This is a genomic window from Pseudomonas sp. Leaf129 (assembly GCF_001423465.1).
In the GTDB taxonomy this organism is placed as follows: Bacteria; Pseudomonadota; Gammaproteobacteria; order Pseudomonadales; family Pseudomonadaceae; genus Aquipseudomonas; species Aquipseudomonas coleopterorum.
Genome location: NZ_LMOC01000001.1, coordinates 726933 through 749194, shown reverse-complemented (window position 1 = coordinate 749194; position 22262 = coordinate 726933). Strand labels below are relative to the sequence as shown.

The window sequence follows — 22262 nt, the reverse complement described above, 5'->3', positions numbered from 1 at the left end:
GGTCAGTCTGCCTTGCTGACGGTCAGGTTCAGACGGCGCAAAGCCAAGGCCAGCGCATCGGCGAGATTGGCCTTGGTGACCACACCTTGCAGGTCCAGGCCCAGATGAACGATGGTCTGTGCGATCTGCGGACGCACGCCGCTGATGATGCAATCGGCGCCCATCAGGCGAATGGCAGTGACTGTCTTGAGCAGATGCTGGGCCACCAGGGTGTCCACGGTCGGCACACCGGTGATGTCGATGATGGCGATTTCCGAACCGGTGTCGACGATGCGCTGCAGCAGCGACTCCATCACCACCTGGGTACGTTGCGAATCGAGCGTGCCGATCATCGGCAGCGCCAGTACACCTTCCCACAGCTTCACCACCGGGGTGGAAAGCTCGAGCAGTTCTTCCTGCTGACGCTTGATGACCATCTCGCGCGACTTCTGGAAGGTGCGGATGGTGTGCATGCCCAGGCCGTCCAGCAGGTCGGAAACCAGCAGCACCTGCTCGGCCAGTTCTGTCGGCTGGTTGGCGTACGTCGTTTGCAGCACGGCGAACAGCGGACGCTTGAGAGCAAAGATGAAATGCGCGGTCTGGTGCGAATCGTGGCCCAGCAAGGCCCGGCTGTGGGACAGCTTTTCCAGCACCTGACGCACGTCGGCCCATTGGCTGCCAGCAATGTTGTGGGTCTGGCTGGTTTCCAGGGCAATGATCAACTGGCTCAGCAGTTCGCTGCTCTGTTGTTGAAGGTCGGCTTCCTTTATGTTGCGCGTCGCACCGCTGGCTTCGAGGCCTGCGAGCCATTGCTCGACGATGGCGTTTTGTTGGGATTTGAAAGCGTCAACGGTTTGCGTGTTCAGCGCGGCCATGCAGGAACTCCTGTACAGAGATGGGGCAAGATAGCGTAATGATGGCGGATTATCGGCTAAACGCCAGACCCCGTCGATGACCATCGCCACGCACCGAAGCGTGTCGCTCTGGCCCGCAACGAAAGAGGGGCGCCTAGCTGGCCAGCGAGATGATCACGGGCGCGGGGAGTGGCGGCAGACCATAGGCCGCGCGCGCCGTATCGCAGGCCGGGTTGTGTTCGCCGTGCTCCCACGAAGCCTCGAACTCGCGGCAGGTGCTGGAGCGCTGGGCGTACATCGAACAGCTGACGCCGGGTTTGCCCACTTCACCGACGAGAGCGGTGCAACGCGAAGGCTTGATGTCCGTGCCGAGCATCGCTACTCGGTTGTGGGTGACCTGAATGACGCGCTCGTCGGGCACCGGGCCGCCCGCGGACTGGCATTCGCCCCAATAGAAGGACACACGGAAATGCGCGCAGCAGGCGCCGCACTCAAGGCAGGGATTGACTCTGGACATGTTGGCTCGGGAGGGGAGGCGACAGCGTTATTGGGGACCGCGACCACGCCGCCATTCTAGTGCTGCCGCGGCCTTTGTGAAGGGGGTCTGCGAGGTATATTTCACGGGCGCTGCGGAGCCTGGGAATGCACCAAAGGGACGACGTGTTCGCGCTGTCATCACACAACACCCTGATATATGATCGGTTTTCCATTTGCCGCCACGATTGCCCCTCCATGAGCAACGACACCGTCACCGCCGACATCACTCGCCGCAGGCCAGGCAACCTGGCCCAGAGCCTGGTGGACGATGTCTGCAGGATGATCAGCCAGGGCGTGGTCAAGCCCGGTGACAAGCTGCCCACCGAGCTGGAATTGATGGCGGTGGGTGGGGTCAGCCGGGCCACGGTGCGTGAGGCGCTGTCGCGGCTGCAGGTGTCGGGCATCGTCGAAACCCGGCGCGGGATCGGCACCTTCGTGCTCAACGTGCCCGGTTCGACCGTGTCGCGGCTGGACCCTGCCACCATCGTCACCTTGCAGGACGTCATCGCCATTCTCGATGTGCGCATCAGCTTCGAGATCGAAGCGGCGGGGCTGGCGGCGTTGCGTCGCACTGATGCACAGCTGGCGAGCATCGAAGAAGCAGTCAAGCGTTTCGAGCGGGCCTGCGACACCAGCGGTTCCATCGTCGCCGACTTCCAGTTCCACTTGCAGATCGCGCAAGCGTCCAACAATCGTTACTTCGTCGACATCATCACCCACTTCGGCACCAGCATGTTCCCCCGGGCGCGCCTGGATACGGTGGCCATCGCCCGGCTGGATCGGCAGCAGAAGCACGAGCGACTCGTGCGCGAGCACGCGCATATCTTCGATGCAGTCGCTCGTGGCGACTATGACGCGGCCCGTGCAGCCATGCGCATTCACCTGGCCAACAGCCGCGCGCGGGTGGTCAAGGCTCACGAAGAGCTGTCGATCTGACAGTTCTCTCACAGTAGTACGATGACTTCCCAGCGATATCGCTACATCTTTGGAAATAATTCATCTTCGAGGTATAGATATCCGCAGCGTTGTACGATAACGTAACTGCAGTACCGGCACAGACCGGTGTCCCCTAATAATTCCAACGTCCAGGGTGCTGCAACCATGATTATCCGCGCGATGTCCTTCCGCTGTTGTCCGACTTCTTCCGTTTTTCAGACGCCCAGTACAGTCTTCAGCTGACTGCGCAAGATCTGAACCACCCGGCTACCTACCTTCTACCCTCATAAAAATAACTCGTGGGAGTACCTTCGCATGCCAGCGACGAAGAAGACGCACGTGCGCTACATGATCCTGTTTCTGTTGTTCGTGGTGACCACCCTGAACTACGCGGATCGCGCCACCATTTCCATCGCCGGTGCCAGTCTGCAGAAAGACCTGGGCATCGACGCCGTGACCCTTGGCTACATCTTTTCCGCGTTCGGTTGGGCTTACGTCCTGTTGCAGATCCCCGGTGGTTGGCTGCTCGACCGCTTCGGCTCGAAGAAGGTCTATGCCTGGAGCATCTTCACCTGGTCGCTGTTCACCGTGCTGCAGGGTTTCGTCGGCTACCTGCCGATGGCCAACGCGGTGATCGCGCTGTTCATGCTGCGCTTTCTGGTGGGTGCGGCCGAGGCGCCGTCCTTCCCCGGCAACGCGCGCATCGTTGCCGCCTGGTTCCCGACCGCCGAGCGCGGCACGGCGTCGGCGATCTTCAACTCGGCGCAGTACTTCGCGACCGTGCTGTTCGCTCCGCTGATGGGCTGGATCGTCCATTCCTGGGGCTGGGAGCACGTCTTCGTGGTCATGGGCGGCCTGGGCATCCTGTTCTCGGCGGTGTGGCTCAAGTACATCCACAACCCCAAGGAACACCCGAGCATCAGCGCCGAAGAGCTGGACTTCATCGAGAAGAACGGCGGGCTGGTCGACATGGACCAGGCCAAGGGCGGCAAGTCCAAGCCCAAGTGGAACTACATTCGCCAACTGCTGACCACCCGCATGATGCTGGGCGTGTACCTGGGTCAGTTCTGCATCAACGGCATCACCTACTTCTTCCTGACCTGGTTCCCGGTGTACCTGGTTCAGGAACGCGGCATGACCATTCTCAAGGCAGGCTTCATCGCCTCGCTGCCAGCCATCTGCGGCTTCATTGGCGGCGTGTTGGGCGGGGTGATCTCGGACAGCCTGCTGCGTCGCGGTCATTCGCTGACTTTCGCTCGCAAGACGCCAATCGTGTGCGGCTTGATGCTGTCGACCACCATGGTCATCTGCAACTATGTGCAGGCCGAATGGATGGTGGTGGGGTTCATGGCCCTGGCGTTCTTCGGCAAGGGCGTGGGCGCGCTGGGCTGGGCCGTGGTGTCCGACACCTCGCCCAAGCAGATCGCCGGGATCAGCGGCGGGCTGTTCAACATGTTCGGCAACGTGGCCTCCATCACCACGCCGATCGTGATCGGCTACATCATCAGCGCCACCGGCTCGTTCAAGTACGCGCTGGTATATGTCGGCGCCAACGCCCTGGTCGCGGTGTTCAGCTACCTGGTGATCGTCGGCCCGATCAAGCGTGTGGTCTTGCGCGAAGAGAACGGCGATCCGATCGTCGACGATGCACCGCAGCTGACCGGCGCGCGTCCCTGAAGCGTCTGTAGCCAACGACAAGACCGCGGCCGGCAGTGCCGGCACGCGGCTCTCGATTCAGCCTGAGTTGATTGGAAGGGCCAAGCCATGCAATTGATCGAACATTCCGATTCTCCCCGCTACGTGCGCCTGCACGCAGACGACAACGTCGTGGTCGTGGTCAACGATCAGGGCGTGGCCGAAGGCAGTCGCTTTCCCGATGGCCTGACCGTCGTCGAAGGCGTGCCGCAAAGCCACAAGGTCGCAACCGTCGACATCGCCGAAGGCGGCACGGTGGTGCGCTACGGGCAGATCATCGGCTACGCGCTGGAACCCATTCGCCAAGGCAGTTGGGTCAAGGAAAGCCAACTGGCGATGCCGTCGGCACCGCCGCTGGACAGCCTGCCGATGTCCGACGCGGTGCCGGCTGCGCTGCCACCGCTCGAAGGTTTCACCTTCCAGGGTTATCGCAACGCCGACGGTACCGTCGGTACCCGCAACATTCTCGGGATCACCACCACGGTGCAGTGCGTGACCGGTGTGCTGGACCATGCCGTGAAACGTATCCGTGAAGAGCTGTTGCCCAAGTATCCCCACGTCGATGACGTGGTAGCCCTGACCCACAGTTATGGCTGTGGCGTGGCGATCAATGCGCGCGACGCCTACATTCCGATTCGCACCGTACGCAATCTGGCACGCAACCCCAACCTGGGTGGCGAGGCGCTGGTGATCGGTCTGGGTTGCGAGAAATTGCAGGCCGGGCAGGTGATGCACGAGGACGATCCCTCGGTGGACCTGAGCGAGCCGTGGCTGTACCGCCTGCAGGATTCGGGTCATGGCTTCGGGGAAATGGTCGAGCAGATCATGGCCCTGGCCGAGACCCGCCTGGCCAAGCTCGATCTGCGTCGCCGCGAAACCGTGCCCGCCAGCGAGCTGATTCTGGGCATGCAGTGTGGCGGCAGCGACGCCTTCTCCGGCATCACCGCCAATCCGGCGTTGGGATTCGCCTCGGACCTGTTGATTCGGGCCGGTGCCACGGTGATGTTCTCCGAGGTCACCGAAGTGCGTGATGCCATCTACATGCTGACCTCGCGGGCCGAAACCCACGAAGTGGCGACCGAGCTGGTCCGCGAGATGGACTGGTACGACAACTACCTGGAGCGCGGCGCCGCGGACCGCAGTGCCAATACCACGCCGGGCAACAAGAAAGGCGGGTTGTCCAACATCGTCGAGAAATCTCTGGGCTCGATCGTCAAATCCGGCAGCAGCGCGATCAATGGCGTGCTCGGCCCGGGGGAACGGGTCAATCGCAAGGGGCTGATCTACTGCGCAACGCCCGCCAGCGATTTCGTATGCGGCACTTTGCAACTGGCCGCGGGCATGAACCTGCATGTATTCACCACCGGCCGTGGCACGCCTTACGGCTTGGCGATGACACCTGTGGTCAAGGTCTCCACCCGTACCGAGCTGGCGGAGCGCTGGCCTGATCTGATCGACATCGATGCCGGGCGCATTGCGACCGGGCGCGCCACTATCGAGGAGTTGGGCTGGGAGTTGTTCCACTACTACCTGGCCGTGGCCAGCGGGGAAAAGCAGACGTGGGCCGAGCGCTATCGCCTGCACAACGACATCACCTTGTTCAACCCTGCGCCGATCACCTGATCAGGCGCTGCGACGGGCAGCGGGCAATCCGCTGCCGGTCGGCTAGATAAATAAGCGTCAAAAAAGGGAATCAAATCCCTACCTCCAGTGTCGAAGTGCCACTAAACTGTCATTCTTCGTTTCGGTACCTACATTAGAGGTTTTTGCATGAAGCTCAGTCCGTTTGCGGGCAAACCTGCCCCAGCCCAGCTGCTGATCGACATCCCGCGTCTGGTCACGGCTTATTACACCGGCCAACCGGACGCGAGCGAGCCTACCCAACGTGTGGCGTTCGGCACTTCGGGCCACCGTGGCAGCTCATTCGACTTGAGCTTCAACGAAAACCACGTTCTGGCCATCAGCCAGGCGATCTGCCTCTACCGCACCAGCAAAGGCATCGACGGCCCGCTGTTCGTCGGCATCGACACCCACGCGCTGTCGACACCTGCCGGCGCCAGCGCGCTGGAAGTGTTCGCGGCCAATGGCGTGCAGGTCATGCTGTCCAAGGACGACGAGTACACGCCGACTCCAGCCGTCTCCCACGCGATCATCTGCTACAACCGCGGGCGCAGCAGCGGCCTGGCGGATGGCGTGGTGATCACGCCGTCCCACAATCCGCCGCAAAGTGGTGGATTCAAGTACAACCCGCCCAATGGCGGACCTGCCGACGGCGACGTGACCAAGTGGATCGAAGCAAAAGCCAATGAATTGCTCGCCGACGGCCTGCGCGACGTCAAGCGCATGCCCCACGAGCAAGCGCTGAAAGCGGCGACCACCCATCGTCACGATTACATCCATCACTACGTGGCCGACCTGGTCAACGTGATCGACTTCGATGTGATCCGCAAAGCCGGTCTGCGCTTGGGCGTGGACCCGCTGGGCGGGGCAGGCGTGCACTATTGGTCGGCGATTGCCGAGCACTATCAGCTGGATCTGGAGGTGGTGAACACCGAAGTCGATTCCACGTTCCGTTTCATGTGCGTGGATTGGGATGGACAGATTCGGATGGATCCGTCCTCCAGCCATGCCATGCAGGGGCTGATCGGCCTCAAGGATCGCTTCGATGTGGCCTTCGCCTGCGACCCAGACCACGACCGCCACGGTATCGTGACGCCAACCGGTGGCTTGCTGGCGCCGAACAACTACCTGGCCGTGGCCATCGACTACCTGTTCCAGAACCGTCCGCAATGGCGCAACGACGCGGCCGTGGGCAAGACCGTGGTCAGCAGTGGCCTGATCGACCGTGTCACTGCACGCCTGGGTCGCCGTTTGCATGAAGTCCCGGTGGGCTTCAAGTATTTCGCCGATGGGCTGTTCGATGGTTCGCTGGGTTTCGGTGGAGAGGAGAGCGCCGGCGCGTCGTTCCTGCGCATGGATGGCAGTGTCTGGACCACCGACAAGGACGGTCTCATCCCTGCGTTGCTGGCGGCTGAAATGACCGCTCGTACCGGTCGCGATCCAAGCCAGGCCTATGACGCACTGACGCAAACCCTGGGCGAGCCGTTCTCCACCCGTGTGGAAGCCAAGGCCAATCCGCAGCAGAAGGCGGCCTTGAGCAAATTGTCGCCCGAGCAGGTCAAGTCGACCGAGCTGGCCGGCGAGCCGATCGAACAGATCCTCAGCCATGCGCCTGGTAACGGCCAGGCCATCGGCGGCCTGAAGGTCATCACCGCCAACGGCTGGTTCGCCGCGCGCCCATCGGGCACCGAGGACATCTACAAGATCTACGCCGAAAGCTTCATCGACGAAGCGCACCTGCAGCGTCTGGTGGCCGAAGCGCAGGTGTTGGTGGATTCCGCCATCGGTTGATTTCGTGCGTCCTCCTGGATAAACCGCGTGCGCCGCTGCTACAGAATCACCGCGATCCCTGTAGCAGCGGCGCAAGCCGCGTCCGGCCTCAACGCGGTCCTCCAGATGCACCGCATGCGCCGCCGACGCGGCTCGCGCCGCTGCTACAGAAGCACCGTGTCCGGCCTTGACGTGGTCTTCCAGGTGCATCGCGTGCGCCGCCGACGCGCGGACCGATGGGAAACACGGCCCCTGTAGCAGCGGCGCAAGCCGCGTCGGCAGGCACCACGGAGCACCAGGCAAACCGCCTGACCCGCTCAGCGTCAGCGATAAGGATCTTTGGTATATTGCGGCTCTCGCGACATGCCCAGGAGTTTTCGTGTCATCGCAACCCACCGACAAAGACCGTCAGGCTCAGGGCCTGATTGCCCGGGGCTGGCGTTGGCTGCGCTCGCAGCAACGTGATGCCTGGTTCCATACGCCACTGATCGAATCACCTGCGCCCGAACCCTCCCGCGAACCCTCTCCCGCATCAGAGTCGAAGCGGCCCGCCCGTGTGCCAAAGAAGCCCGCCACGCTACCGGCGCCACAGCCTTTGCTGTTCGCCCCCTGGCAACTGGAACTCACCCCAGCCCTGAAAAAGACCATCAAGGCCGACGTCGCTGCACGGCTTCCCGAACACGCTCAACCAAGCGCCGCCCAGTGGAAGATGATCTTCAGCACCACGCCCGCCACCTGCGTAGTCGCCGGCGCCGGTGCTGGCAAGTCCACGTCGCTGGTGCTCAGAGTACTGGTCCTGCACCACTACCTGGGATTCGAACTCGACAGCCTAAGCGTCGTAACCTTCACCCGGGAATCGCGTCGAGACTTTATCAAGAAGTTGTGCGAAGTCTTTGATAAATGGGAGATTTCCTATCTATTCGAGAATCTGCGTGAAGTCGTCAGAACCTACCATTCGCTGGTTATGCCCATGGTCCACGCACTTCCTGGCCTGTCCGACGTACGCGCCTTCGAGAATCTGGGCGCCACTGGCGCAGGCGCTGAAGAAGCCAACCCCTTCCAGCTGCGTCTCAATGATACCCAGCGCCAGTTGATGAACGAGTGCTATCGCGATCTGATGACCAGCGATCCTGCATTTGCCAGTCATATCGCCAGCCTGCGCAAAGGCGCAGCCCAGTTGCGCAAGCTCGACCCGCAAGACCCTGATGTACAGAAACGCCTCAAAGCCCTGAGCCTGGCCAGTGCCCGCGATGTTGAGCTGTGTGACCTGATCGAAGATCAATGGCGCAAAACGAACGCTTGGCCTATAAAAGGGATCAAGATAGATCGACAAACCATTGATATAAAAGGATTTACATTCCATACCCATGGATACATAGCTAAACTCGACACATGGGTTGTATTGGGGTTCGATGCCAATACCGACTCCCAGCTGACCCGGCCGGGCGCGAAGATACCGGTCTGGGGCGAGTGGGCCGTCAAGCGCACCCTGTTTCAAGCTTTCTGCGATAAGCCACTGATTTGGCTGGATAACCCGGCCGATGCGAAAAAAGTTTTGAGCGCATTGAATAGCAAGGCGCTGTCCGGTCCGGGTTTCGAGTACCAGCTCCCCGGCGAGCTTTCTCCAGCGCCACTGCTCGATTGTTTCGTGGGCGCCGCAACCTTCATCGAGAATCTCGGGTTGCAGGTAGTAGATGCCATCGACCGAATGACCTGGGACGCCGATGACCCCGAAGCGGACTTCTTTGCCGCACTACGTACCTACTGGCCAGCGCTTGAGGCGCACCTGCAGCGGCAGACTCCACCGATCATGCTGTTCAACCGCATGTTCGCGCTGTTGGGAGAGGGCTCTGACTCCAGGGTCTGCGAGCTGCCCGATGAAGCCCTGCGCCCCATGTCTCATCTGCTGGTCGATGAATTCCAGGACATTTCTGCGCAGATCGTCGGCTGGCTGAAAGCAAGCCTTGCCGAAATCCTTCGTCGAGGTTCTTCTCTGGCCGGTGAGCGAGCCGCGCAGCACAGTTCGCTAATGTGCGTCGGTGACGACTGGCAATCGATCTACGGCTGGCGCGGCAGTACGCCCAGCTACTTCATGCAATTCAATCGTACATTCAGTGCCCACAAGCACACGCGCATCCTGCTGATCGACAACTACCGCAGCCATCAGGTCGTGATCGACGCCGCCGAACATGTCGTCGCATCAGCGCCGGCCATACCGGGCAAGAAAGCCCAGGCACGTACGACGTTCACTCGCGAGCCGGTACCCGTCAGCGTCCTGACTCGAGACCTTGCAGACCTCGCCCGGCGCGCCACCGAGCATCATGCGGCCGGCGATTCGATTCTGGTGCTGTATCGCCGCAACAGTGATCGCCAGGCACTGGCCGAACATATCCAGGGCCTGTTGCAGCTTGAGCAGGCGCTGCCCGTGGACCAGCGTCGCTTGCGTCAGCTCACTTTCCACAGCGCCAAAGGGCTGCAGGCCGATGCGGTGTTTCTGCTGGGTGACTGCCAGTACGCCAGTCGCTCGCCCTACAAGAATCAGGTGTATGCCCTGGCCGGTCTGGCGCCACCGGGGCAGACGGACGGCTACGACAGCGCTCAGCATGAAGAAGCGCTGCGCCTGGCCTACGTCGGGATCACCCGAGCCATCCACAGCTGTTACTGGTACGTGGAAACGGCGACCAGGCCCGGCGCCCGCGCCTCCGACCGCGTCGACGCCAGCCTGCCATGCTTCAGCGACCTGCGGATCAAGCCCAAGCGCTGAATCAGGCCTGGGACATCTCCCGGACCTTGGCGGTGAGGACGTCGAAGGCGAACGGCTTGGTGATCATCTGCATGCCGTCATCGAGGAAACCGGCACGCACTTCCGCATCCTGGGCATAGCCGGTGATGAACAGCACCTTGAGCCCAGGCCGCAGGGTGCGCGCCACTTCGGCGAGTTGCCGGCCATTCATGCCGGGCAGACCGACGTCGCTGATCAGCAGGTCGATGCGCTGCCCGGACGCCAGAATCGGTTGTGCGGCACTGGCGTCGGCCGCTTCCAGGTAACCGTAACCCAGCTCGCGCAGCACTTCGCAGACCAAGGTCCGCACCGCATTGTCGTCCTCCACGATCAGTACCGTCTCGCCATTGCGCGCCATGGGTGACTCGATCACCGGCACCAGCGTGTGCGGCAGCTGCGAGGCGTAGCAACGCGGTAGGTAGAGCTGCACCGTGGTGCCCTGGCCGGGTGTGCTGTCGATGGCCACGTGCCCGCGGGACTGCTTGCTGAAGCCGTAGATCATCGACAGGCCGAGCCCGGTGCCCTGGCCAATGGGTTTGGTGGTGAAAAACGGGTCGAACGCACGGTCGACCACGGCGGGGTCCATGCCCAGCCCGGTATCGCTGACACTGAGCAGGATATAGTCGCCCGGCTCCAGATTCTGCTGGCCGGAGGTGAAGCGTTCGTCGAGATGACGATTGGCCGTTTCGACGATCACCTCGCCAGCCCCCGGCATGGCGTCGCGGGCGTTGATCACCAGGTTGAGCAGGGCGCTTTCCAGCTGATGCGGGTCGGCTTCGGCAATCCACAGTTGCGGGTCAAGGCGCAGGTGCAAGGTGATGCTCTCGTTGAGGCTGCGGTGCAGCAGCTCTTCCATCGAGCGGACCAGCTCGTTGACCTGGACCGGCTTGGAATCCAGAGACTGACGGCGGGAAAACGCCAGCAGTCGATGAGTCAGCGACGCCGCGCGGTTGGCCGAACTGATCCCCATATCGATGAGCTTGGGCAGATCGTCGAACTGATCGCGCTTCATGCGTCGACGCATCAGTTCCAGACTGCCGATGATGCCGGTGAGCATGTTGTTGAAGTCGTGGGCAATGCCCCCGGTCAACTGGCCGACCGCTTCCATCTTCTGCGCCTGGCGCAGGGCTTCCTCGTTGATGCGCACCTGAGCGGTACGTTCTTCGACCTGCTGTTCCAGGTTGCCGTTGAGTTCGCGCAACTGCTGTTCGGCGGCCTTCTGCTCGGTGATATCGGTGGTCACTCCAACCAACGCCTGAATCAGGCCTTTCTCGTCAGGGATCGCCCGGGCGCGCACGTCGACCCAGTGCAGCGAACCGTCGGGCCAGCGATTGCGGAATTGCGCGGCGAAATCGGCACCCAGTTGCAGGCTGTCGATCAGCGCTTCCTGCATCATCGCTTGATCATTGGGGTGGACGCACAGCAGCCAGTCCGAATAGTCGAAGCGAGCGCCGGCCTCGATGCCGTAATGGGCGCGGGTCCGGTTCGAGCAATTCAACTGCAGCGGGTGGCAGGTCAGCTCCCAGGCGCCGAGGCGGCCGGCGCTCATGGCATGTTGCAAGCGCTGTTCGCTTTCGCTCAGGTCGAGCAGGCGATCCCGGGCTTCGTATTGACGGCGACGGCCACGAATGGCGGTCTTGGCAAGGCTGACCAACGTCATGGGGTGGAACGGGCGCTCCACGAAGGTCACGTTGCCCAGGCGTGCCGCGAGGCGCATGGACTGCGCCTGATCGGCGGCGCGCTGGTGGGTCATCAGCACGATCGGCAGGTCGGACCAGGCCGGTTGCTGGCTCAGGTAGACCAGCAACGGTTGCATCCGGGCTTCGGACAGCGCTTCGTTGGCGATGAGGCACACGCCCGCGCCCTCACGTTGCAGGTGTGTGCAAAGCTCGTCGACATCCGCCACCGCAGCCCCCTCGATGCCCGCCTGGCCAAGGATCTGCAAGGCAACCTGACTATCGCGACCCAGGGGCGCCAGGACAAGCACCTGCTCCGAGGTGGGTATGGACATCTTCACTGATCGTCTGCTTCGAGCAGGGGGCGGGCTTCACCGATGTAGGTCGGTACGCCGCGCAGCACCCCTTGGAACGCGCTCAGTGGTTCGCCAACGGTCATGCCCTGACTGCTGATCTTGTATTCGCGGATGGTGTTTTCATGGCTGCCGAAGCGTTTCTTGATCACCGACACCGCACGGCGTACGTTGCCCAGTGCTTCGAAGTAGCGCAACAGAATGACCGTATCGGCCAGGTAGGTGATGTCCACCGGCGCTTTCATGTCGCCCACCAGCCCCTGCTGAGCCACGGTCATGAAGGTGGAGGCGCCCAGGCGGTTAAGGTAGAGCAGCAGTTCGTGGATGTGCAGCACCGGCGTGCTTTCGCCCATCATGGCGGCGTGGTAGCCGTTGATGCTGTCGATCACGACCGTCTTGATGGAATGCAGGTTGATGCTGGTGCGCACCATGTGGGCAAACTCGCCGGGCGACTGCTCGGCGGCGTCCACCTGCTGGATGATCATCTGGCCGCTATGCTGGTAGGCCTCGAGGTCGATGCCCAGGTTCTTCATGCGCTCGAAGAGCAGGCTGAGTTCTTCGTCGAAGATGAACAGCGCGACTTTTTCGCCGCGCTCCACCGCTGCGGCGGCGAAGACCATGGACAGCAAGGATTTGCCGGTACCGGCAGGGCCGATGATCAAGGTGCTCGAACCGTTCTCGACACCGCCGCCCAACAACGCGTCCAGTTCGGCGATGCCCGAGGTCAGTTGGCTGCGTTCGTAGCGGGCACGGAACTCGGCCGCCACCAGACGTGGGTACACGTGTATACCGTCGGCCTGGATGGTGAAGTCGTGATAGCCACCGCGGTATTTCTGCCCACGGTATTTCATGATGCGCAGACGGCGCCGTTCGGCACCGTAGTCGGGTGCCGTTTCTTCCAGGCGAATCACGCCGTGAGCGATGCTGTGCAACGTCTTGTCCAGCGGCTCGCTGGTCATGTCGTCGAGCAGCAGCACCGTGGCATGGAAGCGGGCGAAATAGTGTTTGATGGCCAGGATCTGCCGGCGATAGCGCAGCGAGCCCTGAGCCAGCAGACGCACCTCCGAGAGGCTGTCCAACACCACCCGGGAGGGTTTTACCCGTTCCACCTCATCGAATATCTGCCGCGTCGCTTCGCCCAGCTCCAGGTCGCTGCTGTACAGCAGGCTTTGCTGCTGTTGCAGGTCCAGCACCAATTCGGGTGGGGTCAGTTCGAACACCGTGACCCGTTCGTCCAGCTCCCAGCCATGGGAAAGGGCGCCTTCGCGCAGCTCCCTGGCGGTTTCGGAGAGGGTGATATAGAGGCAGGTTTCGTTCTGCGCAACGCCTTCGAGGAGAAATTGCAGCGCTACCGTCGTCTTGCCTGCGCCCGGCTGGCCTTCCAGAAGGAAGATATGGCTGCGGGTCAGACCTCCGCCCAAAATATCGTCCAGCCCGGCAATACCGGTAGCTGCTTTGGCCGTCGTCAAAAAGGTATCCTCGGGTAGCGGGAAGGGCTGCGTTGCGCAATGTGCTACAGCATGATACTGGACACCGTGCCGGTAGCGGGGTTCCTGTGTGGCATGACCGAAATTCGCCATTGGAACTGGGCGATTTCACAGGCCCTGTTGCAGGCTTGGATCGTCGGCGTTCTGCTGTTCCAGTTCGGCCAACAGTATCTGCACATTCTGCAACTGCCCGGTTTCCTTCCAGTACTGGATCAACAGCACCCGAGCGCGGCGGTTGGCCGGATCACGGCGCAGGATCTCTTCCAGCTGTTTCTGCGCCGCCTCGATCTGCTGCAGGTCGTGCAGATTGGTGGCCAGCACGTAGCGGTAATCGTTGTTGTCCGGTGCGAGTTCCACCGCACGGGCGAGGGCGAGCAGGGCGTATTCGTCCTCGTCATGGACCATCAGCCAGAGGCCCAGTTGCTGCTGTAACAGCGCCGATTGCGGATGGGCGAGCAACTGCTCAGCCAGCAAGGCGCGGGCCGAGTCGCTTTTGCCTTGGCGTTCGAGCAGCTCCACTTGCACGGCAATGGCTTCAAGGTCGTCGGGCGCCAAGGTGCGGTAGCGAGTCAGTGCCTGCTCTGCCTGCGGGTAGGCCGCATCGTGCAGATACAGGCGCGCCAGTTCAAGCTGAGCGGCGGCGTCGGTGTGGCCTTGCAGGTCGGCGATGTAGGCGTTCACCACCTTGTCCAGGTGAGCGAAATACAGCCCCAACTCATCGACCGGCAGGCCGAGCAGGCCACGGGCGGCATGGAAGCGGATTGCTTGGTCCTCGTCTTCCAGCAACGGCCCGAGCAGCACGCTGCGCTGACTTTCGGGGACGAGCCCGATTACCGCATCGATCGCGGCATGTCGTACCTGCGCCTCGTCGCTGTGCAGATCGGCGCTGGCCAGTTTGAGCGCCTGCGGGCTGGGGTAGTTGTGCAGTTGGGCATACAGCGCAGCGCGGCGCTCGGGTGCAAGATCGCTGCGCGCCAGCTGCTGATAGAGCACGCGGGCCGCGCCTGGTTGACCGTTGCGGGCTTGGTTCAGGGCCTTGCTGTAGCCTTGTTGCGGCGCCGCCGGCGCCGTGGTGGTGGCGGGGCGCAAGGCATACCACAGGCCTGCCAGCAGCGAAAACACAATCAAGATCAGCGAAAGGCGAACGCGTTTAGACATGCAGGTATCCGAAGAGGCGCAGGCTTGGCCGGGGTATTCAGCTTGGGTCACTGCCGAGGCGCAGTCAAATCGACAGGGCGGCGACCATTGGCAAGCCACCCATGGGTGAGGTTTACTAGCGCACCCTTTCCAACGTTCCGCTCGCCACCTGCCAAGGCCACCGCATGTCCCGCTACACGAGCCGCGACTGGCTGCCTCACGAAAAGCCGAACCTGCCGGGCTCGCCCTCGACGCCCTTGCATTCGACTCCCAAGCGCCTTGCGTTCGGCATTGTGGGCTTGCTGGTGGCCCTCACCGGTGGCCTGGGCAACTCACTGGTGGTGGCGAACCTGCAATTTCTGCAAGGCGCGCTCGGCGCCACGGCCGCAGAGATGGCCTGGCTGCCGGCCGCCTACGTGATGGCCAACGTGTCGATGAACCTGCTGCTGGTCAAGTTTCGCCAGCAATTCGGGCTGCGCACCTTCACCGAACTGTTTCTGGTGCTCTATGCCCTGGTGACCTTCGGCCACCTGTTCGTCAACGATCTCGCGTCGGCCATCGCCGTGCGGGCCGCACACGGCATGGTCGGCGCGGCCCTGAGTTCCCTCGGCCTTTACTACATGATCCAGGCCTTTCCCGCCAAGTGGCGACTCAAGGCCCTGGTGCTGGGCCTGGGCACCTCGCAACTGGCGCTGCCCCTGGCTCGGGTATTCTCCGAAGACTTGCTGCAGATCGCCGAATGGCGCGGCCTGTATCTGTTCGAGCTGGGCATGGCGCTGCTAACCCTGGGCTGCGTGTTCCTACTCAAGCTGCCGCCGGGCGACCGCTTCAAGACCTTCGAACCGCTGGATTTCCTGATTTTCGCCATCCTGGCGACGGGCATCGCCTTGCTCTGCGCCGTGCTGTCGCTGGGGCGGATCGACTGGTGGCTGGAGGCGGACTGGATCGGCTGGGCGTCGGCAGGGGCGATCGTACTGATCCTCGGTGGGCTGGCCGTGGAGCACAATCGCAGCAACCCGATGCTGATGACCCGCTGGCTGGGCAGCGGCGTCGCCATCCGCCTGGCCCTGGCGGTAATTCTCACGCGCATGGTGCTGTCGGAGCAGTCCACAGGGGCGGTGGGGCTGTTGCAGGTGCTGAACATGGGTCAGGAGCAGATGCGCACCCTCTATGTGGTGATGCTCTGTGGCGCAGTGGCCGGGCTGGCCGTGAGCGCCTGGACGATCAACCCGGAGCATCTGTTCATGCCGTTGATCATCGCCCTGGCCCTGATGGCCGTGGGCTCGGCGATGGACAGCTTCTCCAGCAACCTCACGAGTCCGGCCAACATGTACCTGAGCCAGTTCCTGCTGGGTTTTGGCGGCACGTTTTTCCTGGGGCCGACCATGGTGCTGGGCATGCGCCACGTGCTGACCAATCCGCGCAACCTGGTGAGCTTCTCGGTCCTCTTCGGTATCTGCAACAACCTCGGCGGATTGATCGGCGCGGCGTTGCTGGGCACGTTCCAGATCGTGCGCGAGAAATACCACTCAAGCATGATCGTCGAGCACCTGACACTGCTGGATCCGCTGGTTCAAGCGCGCATCAGCGGCTCCGCCGCCAGCTACCTGGCCAGCATCGCCGACCCCGCGTTGCGCACGACTCTGGGCACCCGCGCCCTGGCCACCGCCGCCACCCGCGAGGCGAACGTCATGGCCTATAACGATGTCTTCATGCTGATCTGCATCATTGCCGTACTGACCATGCTGTGGATCTTCGTACGCAGCCTGTGGCTGATGAGCACTACCCGGGCGGTCACCACCGCCGCGACACCTACTGCATCCACCAGCGGCGCCAGCACTTCATGACCGAACCGACGTCCACGACCACCAACGCCATCGCCGCCACGCCCGAAGGCCAGACCCCACCGCCCAATCCGGCCGCCACCGAACCGCGTTCGCGACGGGTGCGGGTACTGTCCAGCCTGATCTTCGCCAGCGTGGCGCTGGTGGGCGTGGCGATCGTGCTGTACGCCTGGCAGCTGCCACCGTTCAGCAGTCACATCGAAAGCACCGAGAACGCGCTGGTGCGTGGCCAGGTGACGATCATCGGGCCGCAGCTGGCGGGCTATGTGTACGAAGTGCCGGTGCAGGACTTCCAGTTCGTCAAGGCTGGCGACCTGTTGGTGCGTTTGGACGACCGCATCTATAGGCAACGCCTGAACCAGGCGCTGGCCCAGGTGCAGGTGCAGAAAACCGCACTGGCCAACAACCTGCAACAGCGCCGCAGTGCCGAAGCCACCATCGCTCAGCGCCAGGCGGCGGTCGTCGACAGTGAAGCGCAGGCCCGCAAGGGCGCCGCGGACCTGCGCCGTAACCAGGACCTGATCAGCGATGGCTCGGTGTCGCGCCGCGAGCTGGATGTGACCCGAGCCGCCAATGCCCAGGCGCTGGCGTCGGTGGCGCAGGCCAAGGCCGCATTGGCGATCGCACGCGAAGACCTGCAGACGGTGATCGTCAACCGCGACTCGCTGGAAGCCAACGTGACCAACGCCGAGGCCGCCGTGGAGCTGGCCCGCATCGATCTGGACAACACCCGCATCGTAGCGCCGCGCGACGGCCAGTTGGGGCAGATCGGCGTGCGCCTGGGCGCCTACGTCAATTCCGGTGCGCAGTTGATGGCGCTGGTCCCCGACACGCTGTGGGTAGTGGCCAACATGAAGGAAACCCAGATGGCCAACGTGCGCATCGGCCAGCCGGTGACCTTCACTGTCGACGCGCTCAATCACCTGCGACTGCACGGGCACGTGCAGCGCATATCGCCGGCGACAGGTTCGGAATTCAGCCTGTTGCAGGCCGACAACGCCACCGGCAACTTCGTCAAGATCGCCCAGCGGATTCCGGTGCGCATCACCGTGGATCCGGACCAGGCCGCAGCGCAACGTCTGCGGCCCGGCATGTCGGTCGTGGTCAGCATCGACACCGGTTATGTGGTCGAGCAGGACCGCACGGATCCGCCGAGCGACGGCGCGCCCTAGGGCGGCCAAGGCGGTTGAACCCCCTGGTCGGGGCTAAACCATTTGATCTTTGCCGACGGGTCGCCTACCGTCAGCGCCGTTTGTCTTCGCCCAGTGCAGGAAGCCGGTTCGAATCCGGCGCGGTCGCGCCACTGTGATCGGCATGTTACATGTCGTCAGCCAGACCTTGCCCCTGGGATTTTCCTGAACCTGTTGGACGCGCCATCCAAGGAGTTGCCATGCGTTTTTCTGCCGTCTTTGCCCACGCCAGCGTCGCTGTCGTCGGTCTGTTCGCCGCCGGTGCCAGCCTCGCCGCCACCCACTACCCTTTGACCCTGCCCAACTGTGGAGCGCCGATGACTATCCAGGCGGCGCCACAGCGCGCGGTCAGCCTGGGCCAGGCGAGCACGGAGATTCTGTTGTCACTGGGCCTGGCACCGCGCATGGTCGGCACCGGGGTCTGGTTCGGGCCGCTGCCCGAGCACCTGCGCGCGGACAATGCCAAGGTGCCGCGCCTGGCCGACAATGCGCCCAGCTTCGAAGCCGTGGCCAATACTGCGCCCGACATCGTGGTCGCGCAGTACACCTACCATGTCGGCCCCAACGGTGAAGTCGCCAAACCCGAGCAACTGGCCAGCCTCGGCATCCCGTCCTACGTATCGCCCAGCGACTGCGACGGCAAGCAGGTTACCGCTACGTCCAATGCCGACGGCAGTCGCAGTCAGATGTTCTCGATGGACCTGGTGAACAAGGAAATTCGCGAGCTGGCAACCATTTTCGACGTCGAGCCTGCCGGTGAGCATTTGACCGCCCAGTTGCAGGCGCGCATCCAGGCCGCCACCGAACGCGCCGCGCGCATCGGGCAGAAACCCTTGTCAGTGGTGTACTGGTTCTCCAGCACGCGCCTGGAAGGGGACCCGTGGGTAGCCGGCAAGAACGGCGCGCCGGGCTACATCAATCGTCTGCTGGGTTTGCGCAACATCGTCGACAGCGACGAGGAGTGGCCTGGCGTGAGCTGGGAAAGCATCGCCGCCAGCAATCCCGACGTGATCGTCGTTGCCCGCATGCAACGTCGACTGTATCCGGCCGACGATGTCGAGAAGAAGCTGGCCTTCCTGCGCAGCGACCCGGTGACCCGTGAACTGGATGCGGTACGCAACGACCGCATCATCGTCGTCGATGCCCAGTCGCTGAATCCGTCCATGGATGTGGTGCGCGCGGTGGAAGACATCGCGGCGGGCTTCGAGCGTACACGGGCCACCCCTTGATCCAGCGCCTGGCCCGTGAAGATGGCTGGATCTGGCGCTGCCTGCTGGCCGTGCTGGCGCTGGCCACGCTGAGCGTATCGATCGCCCTCGCGGTGTCGGTAGGGGAGATGGGCATCGACCTGGGCACGGTCGGCAAGGCATTGCTCAACGGCCTCGGCCTTGGCGACTACGCGGTGCCGCGTATCGTCCAGGGAATCATCTGGGAGTACCGCCTGAGCCGCGCGTTGGTGGCCGCCTGTTGTGGCGCCGGTCTGGCGATCTGTGGTGCGGTGCTGCAGGCGCTGTTGCGCAACGTGCTGGCCGAACCCTATGTGCTGGGCATCTCTGCCGGCGCTTCGACCGGCGCAGTGATGATCATGCTGCTGGGCCTGGGCGGCGGCGTGATCGGGATTTCCCTGGGGGCTTTCCTCGGCGCCGCGCTGGCGTTCGGCCTGGTGTTGCTGCTGGCTGCGGGTGCCCGCAGCGGTCCGGCCCAGGTGATTCTCGCCGGGGTGGCCGGATCGCAGCTGTTCAATGCACTGACCGCGTATATCGTTTCGACCTCGGCCAATGCCGAACAGGCCCGCAGCGTGATGTTCTGGTTGCTCGGCAGCCTGGGCGGGGTGCGCTGGCCCGATGTTGGCCTGGCTGCGGCGGTAGTGGGTGCAGGTTTGCTGGTGTGCTTGTACTTTGCCCGAGCGCTGGATGCCTTCGTGTTCGGTGAAGACGCCGCCGCGACCCTGGGCGTGCCCGTGGTGGCGGTGCGGCTGGTGTTGTTTGCAACCACCGCGCTGATCACCGCTACCCTGGTCAGCATCGTCGGTGCGGTGGGCTTCGTCGGTCTGGTAGTACCGCACATTGCCCGCTTTCTGGTGGGTCCGAGCCATGTTCGGCTGTTGCTCGCCTCGGTGCTGATCGGCGCCAATTTCATGGTGCTGGCCGACATCGTCGCGCGCATCATCGTGCCAGGCCAGGTATTGCCCATCGGCGTGGTCACGGCCTTGGTCGGCGCCCCGGCGTTTGCCTTGATCCTGTACCGAGCGAGGCGTCGAGCATGAGCCTGCACCTGCACCACGTCAGCTGGAAGGCCGGTGGGCTGCTGATTCTCGACGACGTCAGCCTGGCCATCACACCGGGCAGCCTGGTCGGGCTGATCGGCCCGAACGGCTCGGGCAAGTCGTCGCTGCTGCGCCTGCTGGCCGGGCTGGACCGTCCCAGCCACGGGCAGGTCAGCCTCGACGATCAGCCGCTGGCCGACCTGGCGCGGCGCACCATCGCCCGGCAAGTGGCGATGGTGGAGCAGCATGCCAGCACCGAGGTGGACATTCGCGTGGAGGAGGTCGTGCGCCTGGGTCGTACGCCCCATCGCTCGCCGTTCGCACCGTGGCTGCGCGAAGACGATCGGGCCATTGCCCAGGCACTGGCTCAGGTCAACCTGGGCGGCCACGCGCAGCGGCGCTGGCACACCCTGTCCGGCGGCGAGCGGCAGCGGGTGCAGATCGCCCGCGCCCTGGCCCAGCAGCCCAGCGAACTGCTGCTCGACGAGCCGACCAATCACCTCGATATCCAGCATCAACTCGAACTGTTGCATCTGATCCAGGACCTGCCCCTGACCTGCGTCATGGCGATTCACGACCTGAACCTGGCAGCCATGTTCTGTGACGTGCTGGTGGTCCTCAAGGACGGGCGCCTGGTGGCCAGCGGCGCGCCAGCCCAGGTCCTGACCGAGGGCCTGATCGCCGAAGTCTACGGCGTGCACGCCGAAGTCAGTCTGGCCGACGGTCGACCGCACGTGCGCTATCGGGTCTGAGCCGCGTCACTGACACATCCCGTGCCCTGTGTTAGCCTTGCGCGTTCGAGGTTCTCTGCCCGGCAGAGCTAAGACGGGAACGCGGTCCAAGCCGCGGCTGCCCCCGCAACTGTAAGTGATGAAGGCTGCGCCAAGGCCACTGCGATCGTTCGCGGGAAGGCGCTGCAGCCTCGGCCCGCAGGGCCGGCATCACGAGCCAGGAGACCTGCCTCGCCGTTCTTTCCTATTCAACCGGGCGGGGTGATCCGGTGACGAATGCCGGCGCCTGCCGTAGCGGCGCTCGTCTCGTGCCCTGCCGCGCAATCAGGGCGACCCGATGAAAACGCTGTCCAAACTACCCGTCACCATCGTCACCGGCTTCCTCGGCTCGGGCAAGACCACCTTGCTGCGGCACATGCTCGACAACGCCCAGGGCCGGCGCATTGCCGTGATCGTCAACGAATTCGGCGAGCTGGGCATCGACGGCGAGATCCTCAAGCAGTGCACCATCGGCTGCAGCGAAGAGGAAGCGAAAGGCCGCGTCTACGAGCTGGCCAACGGCTGCCTGTGTTGCACGGTTCAGGAAGAATTCTTCCCGGTCATGCGCGAGCTGGTCGCCCGCCGCGCCGACCTTGACCACATTCTCATCGAAACCAGCGGGCTGGCCTTGCCCAAGCCGCTGGTCCAGGCCTTCCAGTGGCCGGAAATTCGCAGCGCCTGCACGGTCGATGCGGTGATCACCGTGGTCGACAGCCCGGCAGTGGCGGCCGGTACCTTTGCCGCATTCCCCGACCAGGTCGACGCCCAGCGCAAGCTCGATCCCAACCTGGACCACGAGTCGCCGCTGCACGAGCTGTTCGCCGACCAATTGGCCAGCGCCGACCTGGTCATCCTCAACAAGGCCGACCTGATCGATGCCCAGACCCTGGCCGCCGTGCGCGCCGAGGTGGCCGAAGAACTGCCGGCAGCGGTCAAGGTGGTCGAAGCCAGCAGCGGTCGCTTGCCCCTGGCGGTGCTGCTGGGCCTGGGTGCCGAATCGGAGCAGCACATCGACGCACGAAAGACCCATCATGACCATCACGAGGGTGACGACCACGACGATCACGACCACGATGCCTTCGACTCGATCTCCATCGAGCTGCCCCAGGCTGAGGAGGCCAAGCTGCTGCAGGCGCTCAACGCCGCCGTGGTTCAACACGGCATCCTGCGGGTCAAGGGTTTCGCGGCGATTCCGGGCAAACCGATGCGCCTGCTGATCCAGGGCGTGGGCACGCGTTTCGACAAGCACTTCGATCGCGCCTGGGCCGCTGACGAAGCACGCAGCACGCGCCTGGTGCTGATCGGCCAGGACCTCGACGCGCAGTCGTTGCAAGCGCAACTGCGCGCGGCCCTGGAAGCCTGACCC

16 protein-coding genes and 1 riboswitch are annotated in these 22262 nt (G+C 63.5%); of the genes, 11 read left to right on the top strand and 5 right to left on the bottom strand.

The annotated features are described in order from the left end of the window. Positions 1 to 2: 2 nt before the first annotated feature. Positions 3 to 854: an STAS domain-containing protein gene (locus tag ASF66_RS03290; RefSeq protein WP_056842714.1), complete on the bottom strand. Its 852-nt coding sequence runs from the start codon at positions 852 to 854 to the stop codon at positions 3 to 5. Between the two features lie 133 nt (positions 855 to 987). Continuing rightward, complete coding sequence (locus ASF66_RS03285) at positions 988 to 1350, bottom strand: YkgJ family cysteine cluster protein (RefSeq protein WP_056842713.1); 363 nt, start codon at positions 1348 to 1350, stop codon at positions 988 to 990. A gap of 215 nt (positions 1351 to 1565) precedes the next feature. Between ASF66_RS03285 and ASF66_RS03280 the strand changes: the two genes are divergently transcribed. From ASF66_RS03280 to ASF66_RS03260, 5 genes are all read left to right on the top strand, one after another. Further along, positions 1566 to 2306: a FadR/GntR family transcriptional regulator gene (locus ASF66_RS03280; protein ID WP_056842712.1), complete on the top strand. Its 741-nt coding sequence runs from the start codon at positions 1566 to 1568 to the stop codon at positions 2304 to 2306. Positions 2307 to 2621: 315 nt separating this feature from the next. After that, on the top strand, positions 2622 to 3983 hold the full coding sequence (locus tag ASF66_RS03275) for an MFS transporter (protein WP_056842711.1): 1362 nt from the start codon (positions 2622 to 2624) through the stop codon (positions 3981 to 3983). Positions 3984 to 4070: 87 nt separating this feature from the next. Further along, positions 4071 to 5624 carry a galactarate dehydratase gene (garD, locus tag ASF66_RS03270; RefSeq protein ID WP_056842710.1) on the top strand — a complete coding sequence of 518 codons (1554 nt, stop codon included), beginning with the start codon at positions 4071 to 4073 and terminating at the stop codon, positions 5622 to 5624. A 147-nt stretch (positions 5625 to 5771) separates the two neighbouring features. Then, on the top strand, positions 5772 to 7412 hold the full coding sequence (gene pgm / locus ASF66_RS03265) for a phosphoglucomutase (alpha-D-glucose-1,6-bisphosphate-dependent) (protein WP_056842709.1): 1641 nt from the start codon (positions 5772 to 5774) through the stop codon (positions 7410 to 7412). Positions 7413 to 7770: 358 nt separating this feature from the next. Continuing rightward, positions 7771 to 10155: a UvrD-helicase domain-containing protein gene (locus ASF66_RS03260; protein WP_056842708.1), complete on the top strand. Its 2385-nt coding sequence runs from the start codon at positions 7771 to 7773 to the stop codon at positions 10153 to 10155. A gap of 1 nt (position 10156) precedes the next feature. Here the strand turns inward: ASF66_RS03260 and ASF66_RS03255 are convergent, their stop codons facing one another. The 3 genes from ASF66_RS03255 to ASF66_RS03245 all read right to left on the bottom strand — a co-directional run bounded on the left by ASF66_RS03255 (position 10157) and on the right by ASF66_RS03245 (position 14847). Next, entirely contained in the window at positions 10157 to 12184 is a 2028-nt protein-coding gene (locus ASF66_RS03255) for a hybrid sensor histidine kinase/response regulator (protein ID WP_056842707.1), read from the bottom strand. Between the two features lie 2 nt (positions 12185 to 12186). Further along, positions 12187 to 13671: an ATPase domain-containing protein gene (locus ASF66_RS03250; RefSeq protein WP_056842706.1), complete on the bottom strand. Its 1485-nt coding sequence runs from the start codon at positions 13669 to 13671 to the stop codon at positions 12187 to 12189. 126 nt (positions 13672 to 13797) lie between these two features. Beyond that, positions 13798 to 14847: a hypothetical protein gene (locus ASF66_RS03245; RefSeq protein ID WP_056842705.1), complete on the bottom strand. Its 1050-nt coding sequence runs from the start codon at positions 14845 to 14847 to the stop codon at positions 13798 to 13800. Between the two features lie 164 nt (positions 14848 to 15011). On the opposite strand from ASF66_RS03245, the gene ASF66_RS03240 reads away from it, so the two are divergent. The 6 genes from ASF66_RS03240 (at position 15012) to cobW (ending at position 22259) form a co-directional block, all read left to right on the top strand. Further along, positions 15012 to 16673 (top strand): MFS transporter, encoded by a 1662-nt coding sequence (locus tag ASF66_RS03240; protein WP_056842704.1) that lies wholly within the window; start codon positions 15012 to 15014, stop codon positions 16671 to 16673. After that, the gene (locus ASF66_RS03235) at positions 16670 to 17842 is read left to right on the top strand and encodes an HlyD family secretion protein (RefSeq protein ID WP_056842703.1); all 1173 of its coding nucleotides are present in this window, start codon (positions 16670 to 16672) and stop codon (positions 17840 to 17842) included. The genes ASF66_RS03240 and ASF66_RS03235 overlap by 4 nt, the downstream gene beginning before the upstream one ends. Before the next feature lie 218 nt (positions 17843 to 18060). Then, a complete protein-coding gene (locus tag ASF66_RS03230; protein WP_056842702.1) occupies positions 18061 to 19089 on the top strand; it encodes an ABC transporter substrate-binding protein in 1029 nt (342 codons plus the stop codon). Beyond that, positions 19086 to 20126 carry a FecCD family ABC transporter permease gene (locus ASF66_RS03225; protein WP_082484410.1) on the top strand — a complete coding sequence of 347 codons (1041 nt, stop codon included), beginning with the start codon at positions 19086 to 19088 and terminating at the stop codon, positions 20124 to 20126. The genes ASF66_RS03230 and ASF66_RS03225 overlap by 4 nt, the downstream gene beginning before the upstream one ends. Further along, complete coding sequence (locus ASF66_RS03220) at positions 20123 to 20878, top strand: ABC transporter ATP-binding protein (RefSeq protein ID WP_049859600.1); 756 nt, start codon at positions 20123 to 20125, stop codon at positions 20876 to 20878. The genes ASF66_RS03225 and ASF66_RS03220 overlap by 4 nt, the downstream gene beginning before the upstream one ends. A gap of 31 nt (positions 20879 to 20909) precedes the next feature. Continuing rightward, positions 20910 to 21105, top strand: a riboswitch (cobalamin riboswitch). A gap of 89 nt (positions 21106 to 21194) precedes the next feature. Next, entirely contained in the window at positions 21195 to 22259 is a 1065-nt protein-coding gene (gene cobW / locus ASF66_RS03215) for a cobalamin biosynthesis protein CobW (protein ID WP_056842701.1), read from the top strand. Positions 22260 to 22262: the final 3 nt, after the last annotated feature.